8 protein-coding genes are annotated in these 12,183 nt (G+C 45.3%); 3 read left to right on the forward strand and 5 right to left on the reverse strand.

The features are described 5' to 3' along the window. Positions 1–30: 30 nt before the first annotated feature. Both gldL and tsaD read right to left on the reverse strand, forming a co-directional pair. Positions 31–846 carry a gliding motility protein GldL gene (gene gldL, locus LKO28_RS04510; RefSeq protein WP_227693499.1) on the reverse strand — a complete coding sequence of 272 codons (816 nt, stop codon included), beginning with the start codon at positions 844–846 and terminating at the stop codon, positions 31–33. A 140-nt stretch (positions 847–986) separates the two neighbouring features. Next, positions 987–1,988, reverse strand: a complete 1,002-nt coding sequence (tsaD, locus tag LKO28_RS04515) for a tRNA (adenosine(37)-N6)-threonylcarbamoyltransferase complex transferase subunit TsaD (protein ID WP_227693500.1) — start codon at positions 1,986–1,988, stop codon at positions 987–989. Between the two features lie 38 nt (positions 1,989–2,026). Between tsaD and LKO28_RS15515 the strand changes: the two genes are divergently transcribed. After that, positions 2,027–6,391 (forward strand): translocation/assembly module TamB domain-containing protein, encoded by a 4,365-nt coding sequence (locus tag LKO28_RS15515; protein WP_317206609.1) that lies wholly within the window; start codon positions 2,027–2,029, stop codon positions 6,389–6,391. Here the strand turns inward: LKO28_RS15515 and LKO28_RS04525 are convergent. From LKO28_RS04525 to LKO28_RS15520, 3 genes are all read right to left on the reverse strand, one after another. Beyond that, entirely contained in the window at positions 6,388–6,678 is a 291-nt protein-coding gene (locus LKO28_RS04525; RefSeq protein WP_227693501.1) for a hypothetical protein, read from the reverse strand. The two genes, LKO28_RS15515 and LKO28_RS04525, sit on opposite strands and share 4 nt — an antisense overlap. A gap of 4 nt (positions 6,679–6,682) precedes the next feature. After that, positions 6,683–8,911, reverse strand: coding sequence for a Tex family protein (locus tag LKO28_RS04530; protein ID WP_227693502.1), 2,229 nt, complete (start codon positions 8,909–8,911; stop codon positions 6,683–6,685). 75 nt (positions 8,912–8,986) lie between these two features. Then, the gene (locus tag LKO28_RS15520) at positions 8,987–9,499 is read right to left on the reverse strand and encodes a twin-arginine translocase TatA/TatE family subunit (protein ID WP_317206608.1); all 513 of its coding nucleotides are present in this window, start codon (positions 9,497–9,499) and stop codon (positions 8,987–8,989) included. A 128-nt stretch (positions 9,500–9,627) separates the two neighbouring features. On the opposite strand from LKO28_RS15520, the gene LKO28_RS04540 reads away from it, so the two are divergent. Both LKO28_RS04540 and LKO28_RS04545 read left to right on the forward strand, forming a co-directional pair. Further along, a complete protein-coding gene (locus LKO28_RS04540; RefSeq protein ID WP_227693503.1) occupies positions 9,628–10,992 on the forward strand; it encodes an MATE family efflux transporter in 1,365 nt (454 codons plus the stop codon). A gap of 865 nt (positions 10,993–11,857) precedes the next feature. Continuing rightward, a complete protein-coding gene (locus tag LKO28_RS04545) occupies positions 11,858–12,151 on the forward strand; it encodes a hypothetical protein (protein WP_227693504.1) in 294 nt (97 codons plus the stop codon). Positions 12,152–12,183 lie beyond the last annotated feature (32 nt).

Below are 12,183 nucleotides of genomic sequence, written 5' to 3' on the forward strand. Positions count from 1 at the left end.
TAGTTATAAAATGATGTTCATCCGAATAAATTACACCCGTGGCTGGTTCATGGCCGTCAACATGCCGCCATATACCGTATTCAGGGCCGACAGATTTTTCGCCAACTTATTCACTTCCTCCTTAAATGCCTTCGAATCATCGAGGGATTCATTGAAGTTTTTCATGGTATGACTTAAGCTCTCGTAGAATTGATTCATAGACTGTAGGTGGGAAGCAGAATCTCGCAATTCGAGTTCGTACATCTGATTCAATGATTTCAGGTTAGTGGTTAGGTTTTCTACTTGCTGGTGGTAACCCGCTGTATCCGCGTTGGTATTGGACATGGCGACCAGATTTGCCGATGCTTTTTCAAAGGCGAGACTCAGGTTGTCAAACTTAGAGCTTGCCTGTTTCAATTTTTCTGTAAATTCCGTAGCAGCAAACGAGACATCCGATATTTGGTTGATCGCTGAAACTTTGTCGCCGAAATCCCGTAGGCCTCTTCCCAGATTTTCAATCAATGCAGGCTCTATCTGTGCATCCGCAAACATCTTATCTAATTTTTCGGTGGCCGACGGACTAACAGGTTGAGGACTGACCGCAACCGATCGCTGGGGCAATTCGCCGCGATAGTTTTCGTCTAATTCGGGGTATACGCGCTCCCAAGCCGGCTCTTTAGGCGGGGGATTGAATCCCATTAAGAAAAACAAAAAGGCTTCAACGGCTAAACCGATACCGATCATATAGTTGGCGAATGATCCTCCGATATACAATATTTTAAAGAGGACCCCAATAATAACGATACTAGCTCCCCAAGAGATAGCAACGTGTAACCATCTTGAATTGTCTTTTTTACTTACGTTCATATGATATTAATTTTAGTAGCACTTTGTTTGATTCAATATTGATCTATTGAAACGATGCAAGTACTAGCAATAAAAATACCACAATTGGGAAAGTAGTTGTTAAAATGATAACAATAGGAAGAAGGTAACGCGCCTTTTGACTACATGTGCATCCGCGCCAAAGGAGCCACATCTTGCCCGACAAATTCTTTTCGCAAGTATTTATGGTAACCAGCGATCGCAATCATAGCAGCGTTATCGGTACAGTATTCAAATTTGGGAATGAACACGTTCCAACCATACTGACTGCCCATCGTTAATAAACCTTGTCGTAAGCCCGAGTTGGCCGATACACCGCCCGCAATTGCTACATTCCGTACACCGGTTTGCTTAGCTGCTTTCTGGAGTTTGTTTAAGAGAATAGAAACAATACGTTGTTGCACCGAAGCACATATGTCGGCCATATGCTCCTTCAAAAAATCTGGGTTCTTCTTTTCTTCGGCTTGCACTAAGTATAAAATAGCCGTCTTAAGTCCAGAAAAACTGAAGTTCAATTCGGGAATCTGTGGCTCTGGCAATGTATAAGCTTTTGGATCCCCTTCCTGCGCATATTTATCAATTAACGGCCCGCCAGGATAGGGTAAGTGAAGAATTTTAGCGGTTTTATCAAAAGCTTCGCCAGCAGCGTCATCCAGCGTCTGGCCGAGCAACTCCATATCGAAATAATCTTTTACGAGCACAATCTGTGTATGTCCGCCCGATACCGTTAGACACAAGAATGGAAAACTGGGTTTTGGATCTTCTATAAAATGGGCAAGAATATGGGCTTGCATATGATTAACTTCGATCAGTGGAATCTGCCGGGCTAAGGCAAAAGATTTGGCAAAGGAGGTACCCACCAAAAGAGCGCCTAAAAGTCCTGGACCGCGCGTAAAAGCTACCGCTTCCACATCATTTTTATGTATTTTTGCCTGTTGAATGGCTTCATCCACTGTGGGAATAATATGCAGCTGATGCGCACGCGATGCTAATTCGGGTACAACCCCTCCATATTTTGCATGAATCGCTTGACTAGCAATAATATTTGATTTAATTTCACCGTCTATACAGATAGCGGCAGAAGTTTCATCACAGGAAGACTCGATAGCGAGGATAATAGCCATTGCACAATGTTTAAATAGAATACAAAAATATCAAAAAAATACTTAAAATAACGTGGATTACCCTGCTTAGCATCGTCTTGCTAACGGTAGCGGGTATTTTTTTGTTGCGTTATCCGACGGTACAGACCTACCTCAGTCAAAAAGTGGCCAACTACCTAAGTGAAGAACTCCAGGCCGATATCTCGTTAGAAAAAGTATATTTTAAACCGTTCCGTTCGTTGGAGTTACATAACTTTTTTATCAACGATCGGCAGGGTAACCGCATGCTATCGGCTAAAAGTGCCACCGCCCGCATTTCCTTAATAAAAATATGGAACAAGCAAATTGCTGTTCAACAGCTTACCTTAGACAGTGCGACGATTCATTACGAAATATACAAAGACAGTACAAATTTCAGTTTTCTGCTTGATTACTTTTCCCCTAAGAAGGAAGAAAAAAAAGAGGAAACAACCAACCTACAACTGGACTTGCAACGGGTAACCTTGCATAACAACGGTTTCCGGTTGACCGATCACCGCTTTAAACACCATAACCGAGGCGTGGATTTCAGTGATTTAGACTTGACGGCGATTTCCGGCGATTTCAAAGCGATTCGTTACAGCGACAGCACGGTGCAAGCCGATGTACGACACCTCACGTTCAAAGAAAAAAGCGGTCTCTACCTGCAGGAATTCAGCGCCAAATCTTATGTATCCAATACCACCATGGAATTTACCGATCTGGTCCTGCATACCAATCGGTCAAGCGTAGGGAATTATCTCGCTTTCCATTACGATCGCTTTGCGGACTTCTCCGACTTTATAAAAAAAGTACGGTTGGAAGGTAACCTTCATCAGGCTTACGTGGACTCCCGCGACATTGAGTTTTTTGCTCCGGCGATGGCTGGCGTACGTTTCAAAACGGATATTATACAGGCATCTGTAACGGGCACCGTTGAGCATCTCCAGGCGCGCGACGTCTACCTGAAAACCGCAACACAAACCAGTTTACGGGGTAATTTTAGCATAGACGGTTTACCCAGGATTGAACAAACAACGTTCGATTTTTCCTTAACGGATTTACAAACCTCCGCGAAAGATGTGGAAGCGCTTGTACCCGCCTTATCGAATCAGGTGAGCTTTTCACTTCCCGATCAACTTCATCGCCTAGAAACGATATCCTATCAAGGGGAGCTTCATGGCTTCTATCATCTCTTTGATGTGGACGGCACCATAAACACCGTACTGGGATCGCTGTCCACCGAAAGTAAAATTCACATAAAGCCCACTTTACAGTATGCCGGCAAAGTCCAGTCCACGTCCTTTGATCTGGGAGCGTTTATACACGTGGACGAAATAGGCACAACGGGCGTTGATCTGCAATTCGATGGGCAGGGAGGTGACGCAAAATCCGTACATTTAAGTACGCAGGGCCAATTATCCCATTTAATTTTCAAAAATCATGCTTATCGCCACGTCGATTTTGAAGGCGAGATGGTAGACCATATTTTGTTCGCTAGCGGCGAAATTGATGATAAAGATGCAGCACTGGCCTTTAATGGTGAAATAAATTGGCGAGACACGATTCCAAAATACAGCTTGAACGCGACCTTGGATCATCTTGATCTAAAAAGACTTAACCTTTACGACAGGGATAGTGTGGTGGTCAGCCAATCGAACCTGCAGGCAGAAATGCACGGAAGCTCCCTCAACTCGCTGAATGGTCAGCTTACGTCAGACCATCTGCAATTTCGAACGAGTCGCGGCGAGTTTGTGATGAACTATTTGGATTTCGAGTCGGAAGGTGACGAACAGTCCAAACAATTAACCTTAAAATCGGATGTATTGGACGGTGTTATGTCGGGCCAGATCGATTTGTCGAGCATAGGCGCTTACTTCCGATCGCTTGCCATGCGCTACGCCCCTGCAATCAATCTGGAGCAAAGTCCCTACAATCCGCAGAATTTTGATCTACATATCGATGTGAAGTCTTTTGCTCCCTTGTCAGCACTTTTCGACCCCAATTTAGCCTTAGATGATGGCGCACGGCTACGAGCAAGGTTCTCTTCCGATAACTACACGGCTAATTTCGACGCTTTTAGTCCGATAGTGACGTACAAGGGCATGAAAATCACGAACCTTGTACTCACGGAAAATGCGGACGATCGGGCATTTTCGTTAGACATCCGAGCGGATCGTTTTAGCTTTTCAGACTCGGCTTACGTAGACCAAATCGCCATCAAGAACGTACTGGCCAACGACAGCTTGAATTTCCAGATATCGTTGTCGGAAACTAATCGACCGAACTATCTTAAATTAAACGGCAACATTCATTTCGCACACAATCAACCGGCTAACATTCGGTTTGATCAATCGGAGATCGTATTAAATAAAGAGGCCTGGGAAGTAAATCAGGAAGCAGACCTACGGATTTCAAAAGGTAAGCTATACCTTCACAACCTCCATATTACTCGAGATCGGCAACAAGTTAGCTTAAATGGCATCCTTTCCAACGAAAATGATAAACTCCATGTCGCGTTTAAAGACTTCAGCCTTACTTCCTTGTCGGGCATTACGCGACCACTGGGCATAGATTTACTCGGTCAACTGAGTGGAGAAGTTCAAATTCATTCGGCGTTCGGGTCGCCTATGCTATCGGCAAATATCTCCACCACACCGATCATTTACAACAGTCTTCCGATCGGAAACCTGGAAGTGAACGCAGATTTTGACCCACAGACAGGACTGGTACAACTAAACTCTAAATTGCTGGATGTCGACGGGGATGGTATTACGCTAAGTGGCTCGTATGATTTACACGCAGAAGATGATGCCCTCGATTTAAAAGGAAGCGTCAGCCAGATGGATCTGGGGGTCGTCCAACCTTTTCTCCGAACACTTGTCTCCAATGTATATGGTACAATGAGTGGCGATGTGACAATACGCGGCACTATTTCTCGGCCCAGAATTAGCGGAACAGCCCATATTAAGGAAGCCGCATTTTTGGTCAATTATTTACAGACGCGGTATCATATCGCTGATCAATACGCCCGCATTCAGGACAACACTATTTTCTTAAAGGATTTGCAGATCAATGATATCCGAGGTACTGCCGCCAGTGCGCATGGAGAAATCAATCTCAATACCCTGAGTGATCCCTCGCTAGCTATCGAAGTGACCGCTAATAACTTCCAGATACTCAACACCAGTAGGAAAGATAACGAGCTTTTTTTCGGTACGGCATATGCGACGGGCATGTTCCGTTTTAACGGCCCCACCAGTGCGATGGTGATGGATATTGACGTCCGGCCTAACCCCAACACGGTTATTACCTTACCTTTTAACACTTCGTTAAAAGTAAGTGATAACGACTTCTTCTATTTTATCAACCCCGATTCTGCTCAACAAGCCACACCTGTTTCGAAAAAGCTCTTTCAGGGCTTAACCATGAACATGGACATCAATGTGACGCCTGATGCAGAAATTAACCTGGAAAACAATATCGGCTCGTTAACTGGCTTAGGTACGGGCGATCTTTCCTTGCGGATATCCAGTCTAGGCGACTTTGAGATGTTCGGTGATTACCATGTTATCTCGGGGAAACTCCATTTTACGGCGCAAGACCTTTTCAACAAGTTCTTTGATCTGAAAGAAGGCGGAACGATCCGTTGGGCGGGGAATCCTGCCGAAGCGATCGTGAACCTGAGTGCCACCTATCAACAACGCACATCCATTGCACCCCTTTACAACGCCGCCGGTCGCGCCGAAAATAACGACCGCATCTTAGCACAGGCCGACATGATATTGAAAGGTACCTTATCCCAGCCGGATGTCTCTTTCGACCTGAACTTTCCGCAGACGCCGTATGTCAAAGATGAACTACAAGGCTATTTGAGCGATGTGAACAACGTCAACCAACAGGCGATCAGTTTAATCGTCCGGCGTAGCTTCACGCCAGCATCGACGCAGGAGTTCGGAAGAGAAGTGAATAACACCCTACTGTCTGCGGGGACGGAGATCGCATTTAACCAGCTGAACAGCATTATCTCGCAATCGCTCAATATGCACTTCTTAGACCTCAATATCCGTTCGTTTAACGATGCTTCTGCTTCCTTGCGCTTTTTCGACGACCGTTTGATCTTTACGGGAGGAGTCACCGACCGCAGTAAAAATCAACTGAACGACCTGATGCTGTTCTCCGACCAGATCGCTACGGACGCCGAAGTCACGTTTCGACTACGCCAAGACGGCAATCTCGTATTGAGAGCCTATAACCGGCTCAATACCCGAAACTTCTTATTTACACCGTATAGCGACTACATCAGCGCCGTGGGCCTCGTTTACCGGCAGGAATTCAACTCCCTGTCCGAATTTTGGCGAAAGCTCTGGATCTGGAATGAACGTAAAAAGCGGGAAGAGGATTAACCTTCCAACAACATCTGCACCAAACTCTCCCACTCCGCTTGCAGTGTACCTTGGTATTCCGGCTGTTTTGCACGATTGTACCAATACCCGGCATTCCATAAATCTCCTTCGACACGGTGCAGGTAAGCATGCACATGTGCCGAGGTACGATCTTCCAGATGATCAATCAAGTTATGGGCGGTCTGCCAATCCCCTTTTGCATCGTACCAAAGCGCTTGAAGGTGTACCGATAAATTTTGAGGAGGTAGCTCTCCGGAGAATGTCTGTTTAAAATCTTCGAATGTCATCCTATCATGCTTTAAACTTACTGGCCAATGCCGCTAATTTACTCGCCATATCGGTTTCCGGTGCTTTTGCTTTCCGCTGGTTGTCCGAACGTTTGCGCGGAGCTGGCTTTTCGTCCGATTTCATAGAAAGCCCGATACGGTTCCGTTTTTCGTCAATCTCGGTTACCGTTACCATAACATGTTGTTGTACCTTCACGACCTCATTCGGATCGGACACAAAACGATTAGCCAACTGGCTGAGGTGCACCAAGCCATCTTGATGCACACCGATATCGACAAATGCGCCAAAATTAGTAATGTTGGTCACGATACCCGGCAATTTCATACCAATGCGTAAATCGCTGATACTGTTCACGCCATCGGTAAACTTAAATTCTTCAAACTGTTCCCGTGGATCACGCCCTGGTTTAGACAACTCCGCGATAATATCATTTAATGTCGGGAGTCCAACTTCTTCCGAGACATATTTCTTCAAATCGATCTGCTTGCGCAAATCAGCATCGGTTAACAAATCCGAAATCGCTGCCTGGTGATCTTTGGCCATTTGCTCCACGAGCGCATAACGTTCGGGATGGACAGCCGAAGCATCTAATGGATGTTCGCCGTGGCGGATACGAAGGAAACCTGCCGCTTGTTCAAAAGCCTTATCGCCTAAACGAGGCACCTTCTTTAATTCTTTTCTAGATTTAAAGGGTCCATTGGCTATCCGATAGTTAACGATCTGCTGGGCAAGCGATGGCCCCAATCCAGACACATAGGCTAAAATTTGCTTCGATGCGGTGTTGAGTTCTACACCTACCGCGTTTACACAAGAAATTACCGTATCGTCCAACGAAGTTTGCAATTTGTTTTGATCCACGTCGTGCTGGTATTGCCCTACACCAATCGATTTGGGATCTATTTTCACCAGTTCGGCCAAGGGATCCATCAAGCGCCTACCGATCGACACGGCGCCACGAACGGTTATATCGTAGTCCGGAAACTCTTCTCGTGCAACTTCGGACGCCGAGTAAATCGAAGCGCCAGATTCATTGACCATTACCACCGTAACATTGGCTAATCCTAACTGACGTACGAACGCTTCTGTTTCGCGTCCCGCGGTACCATTACCAACCGCTATCGCTTCTACTTCGTAGCGTTTTACCAAGAGTTCGATCGTTTTTGCGGCTTCTGCTTGTCCACCCGCACCGTTATGGGGGAATATGGTCGTGTTTTCCAACAACGCTCCTTGCGCATCCAGTACCACCGTTTTGCATCCCGTCCGGAAGCCCGGATCGATTGCCAACAACCGCTTTTGTCCGAGCGGTGCCGCTAGTAATAATTGACGGACGTTATCGGCAAATACGCGAATGGCTTCCTCGTCTGCTTTTTGACGGGTAAGTACGCGAACCTCTGTCTCCATCGAGGGTTTTAAGAGTCTTTTATAGCTGTCTTGCAAAGCGATTTGCACATGTGCGGCAGCTTCGTTTGCGGCACGCACATATATTTTTTCAAGACTAGAAAGCACGCTTTCTTCGTCCACGGCGATATCGAGGTAGAGCATTTCTTCTTTTTCGCCCCTGCGCATTGCTAACACGCGGTGAGAAGGAGCGTCTTTGAGGGGCTCCGACCATTCAAAATAGTCTTTATACTTGAGTGCGGCTTCTTCCTTGCCCGGCGCAACACGCGAAACAAATGAGCCTTTCTCTAGAAATATCTTCCGCGTACTTGCCCGGACTTCTGCGTCCTCGGCAATCTGCTCTGCAATAATATCCCGGGCACCTGCTAAGGCTTCCTCCACTGATTTTACGCCTTTCTCTTCGTCAATAAATGCTTGAGCTTCGTCCTGCACATCCATTTTTTCTTGCGATAGCAACTTATCTGCAAGCGGCTGCAGTCCTTTTTCCCTAGCCATCGATGCACGGGTTTTACGCTTAGGCTTGAACGGGAGATAGATATCTTCCAAAATGGCCATAGTCTCCGCTTCCTGAATCTGCTGTTCCAATTCCGGAGTCAATTTCCCTTGCTCGGTAATCGATTTCACAATAGCCTCGCGGCGTTTATCCAGATCGCGTAATTGTTGTATACGGTCACGGATCGTGGTGATTTGCACTTCATCCAGACTACCGGTCATCTCTTTACGATAGCGGGCAATAAATGGAACCGTTGCACCCTCGTCCAATAAACCGATGGTAGTGGTTACCTGACGGCTATTTACCCCCAATTCTTGCGAAAGAATAATTTCGTATGCCATGTTTTAAATAAAGTAAAAAAGAAAGCTGTAGGCGTTTACCGACAGCTTGTATAGTGGATATTATTGAATTATAAATTAGCTATTTTTAGGCTGCTCCTTGTCGGTAGCCGTCGTATTATTTGGTGTAGGTTCTCCTGGTGATGTCTCTGCATCGTTATCTTCGGGTGCGAAATGGTCATCGTACCCATAGGTGTAATGCTGATCGTCTGAAGCGGGGCGATCGCCACGCTGATGTTGCACGCTATGCTCGGGCGTCGTGAATGTCGGAAACGCTTTTTTGGTTTCCTCTTCCGAGGCTGCGCCCTCGTTGCTTGCTGATTCTTGCTGATTAATCTGTTCCGAGATGGTCTCGGATTTTGTTTTAGCGGAAGGTGCATCGTCTACCGTAACATCCAGATCCTTCTCAAAATTATTAATCTGATCGGAAATCTCCCGTTTTATACCGTCCGATGCATCTTTAAATTCACGTATCCCGCGGCCTAAGCCTCTAGCCAATTCTGGCAATTTCTTCCCACCAAACAACAGCAAAATGACGATCACAATCAACACCATTTCCTGTGTTCCAATATTCAAGAATCCTAAAGTCATGCTATCCTTCTCCTTTTAATCTTTCTTTACAAGCAACTAAGGTAAGTCTTTTTACTTTTTTAACCTCAAAAAAAAGCAACAAAAAAATTGACCGTAAAAAACCACTAACTTTGGCTTCTTCAAATACTATGTTACAGCATTACTACAAACAAAATAAACATTTTTATTGGAGTGCTTTTGCGCTTTCAGGCCCTATTATTATTTCACAGTTCGGGCATACGCTGGTGCAAACCATGGACACCATTGTAGTAGGCAAGTTTGCCGGAACGATTCCGCTAGCAGCCGTTTCGTTGGTGCATTCGGTCTTTATTGTGGTCATGGTGATTGGCCTGGGTATTTCCTACGGGTTAACCCCACTCGTTGCTCAAGCTAACGGCAAAGGCGACAAAGAAGCTTGTGGCAAGTTGTTGTCCAGTAGTCTCTGGTTGAATGTGGCTACTGCTGTTGTGCTATTCGGGCTGGTCAGCTTCGGCTCGACGTACGCAATGGAACATCTGGATCAAGACCCTCAAGTGGTAGAAACGGCCAAACCTTATCTATTGGTATTGACGTTTTCCATTATCCCCTTGATGGCGTTTAACACGTTCAAACAATTTGCGGAGGGGCTCGGCTTTACGCGACAGGCCATGAACATCACGATCTGGGGTAATGTACTGAATGTGGTCTTGGCCATTGTCTTTGTAAAAGGTATGTTCGGGATCCAACCGATGGGCATCGTAGGCGTGGGATATGCTACGTTAATTGACCGTGTTTTGATGATGCTGGCGATGTCATTTTATGTCTTACGCTCCAAACGGTTCAGTCTATACACAAAGGCATTTTCCTTTTTTCACGCGGAGCTTTCGCGAATCAAGGGCATTTTTAAAATCGGCGCCCCGATGGCGATGCAATATGTATTTGAGGTAGGGTCCTTTGCGGCGGCATCTCTTATTGCCGGAAAGATCGGCGCGGTGGAACAGGCCAGCCATCAGGTGGCTATTACTTTGGCTGCTATGACCTATATGATGGCCAGTGGTATCGCTTCTGCGGCAACGATTAAGACCGGTCATAGTTATGGCCGACGCAACATGTTCCGCGTAAAAAAGTTTGCAACGGTATCCTATCATCTGGTGATCGTCTTTATGCTCATCTGTGCGGTGATCTTTGCCGTCTTTAACCAATATTTACCGCGAATAATCAGTGATGACCCATCCGTGATCCATATCTCGGCGCAGCTCCTCATTATCGCTGGGCTGTTCCAATTGTTTGACGGCACGCAAGTTGTCGGATTGGGCGTTCTGCGCGGAATGGGCGATGTCAATATTCCGACACTAATTACGTTTATTGCCTACTGGATTGTCGGCATCCCGGCGGCATATGTTTTGGGCGTTTACCTCAACATCGGCGTGCAAGGCGTATGGTATGGGCTTTCACTCGGATTGCTCACCTCTTCGATACTCTTGTATTTCCGCTATCGTGCCATAATCCGGCAGCGGATGGATCGGTTTGGGTAAATCATTCTTTTAACACCATGAGCCGATTGAAGCTTTTATTCGGCTCATTCACCAATCTTTCAAAAACGTGGTGCATTGGCAATCGGAAATACACCTCCCAAACGGAAGCGTTTCATTTACTGATTATCCGAAAATACAGCCTTCCTGCTCATTTTTCATAAGAAGGACCATCATCCAGCTTGTTATTTTACACAAAGAACAAGTGATTTTGAACCGATAACTAATTAATTCTCTTTTTGGCGTAGCTCATTTGGTCCATAAACTAGCGTCGCTATCTTGCGAACTAGCTTCCGCGCCGAAACGGTGAGCTCGTTTGCGCATTTAAAGAATTGATTTCACCGGCAAACTACCTGTTTGTCTCAAACAGCTATCTTTTCTAGCGGAACAACTACCTTTCCTGCTGACGAAGATTATTGTTTGGCGTGACTAATTACTTTGCCGACTCGCGTAATGATCTGTTTTTACGAGCGAACTACCTCGCCAAGTAGAATAATGACTTACTTTTGTCGAGGACCTACTTGTTTTCGAAAAACACTTACTTATTTTACAAAAACAGTTAGGTGTTTTTGGCGCCGTTTTTTCTCCTGAGCTCGATCTAAAACGGCCTTAAACCTACAAAGAACCAAGTTTTTCAGCTGTAAATCAGCTCAAATAGCACTTTATAAAGGTGTAGATTTGAGCCAAAACTTTTTTTGGGGATCCCTAAATTTGGCGAAAATCTACACCTTTTCTCTATTTTTTTCCGTATCGATTTCCGGTACGCGCAACAGGAATAGATGAATTTGACAACGAGTTGCTTTAAATAGCTTTAAAACAAATTATCTACAAACACGTTTTATTATAAGAAACTAAAACAAAATGTGATATGGACAAATTGAAAAAATTCGATTTAATGGCAAAAATTGTCAGAGAACTGGAAGACGTACGAAATAGTCAGCAGGCTGTTTTAGAAAAGATAGGCAAGATTGAAGTGGACAATATCGAGTTGGGCGATAAAATTATCGAATCCAAAATTCCAGACATCTATCAACGTACGGCAGATAATGCGGATGCCATACGGGAGATTCTGGAGTCCTTCCAAGAGAAGACGGACGAATACAGTGATAAAAACAATATTGACAAATTACGGGAGCAAGACGCGATTAACAATATCAAGTAATGAAAAGGGCGTGTATTTTACACGCCCTTTTT

Origin of the sequence: Sphingobacterium sp. FBM7-1 (genome assembly GCF_020687765.1) — a bacterium.
Lineage (GTDB): Bacteria > Bacteroidota > Bacteroidia > Sphingobacteriales > Sphingobacteriaceae > Sphingobacterium.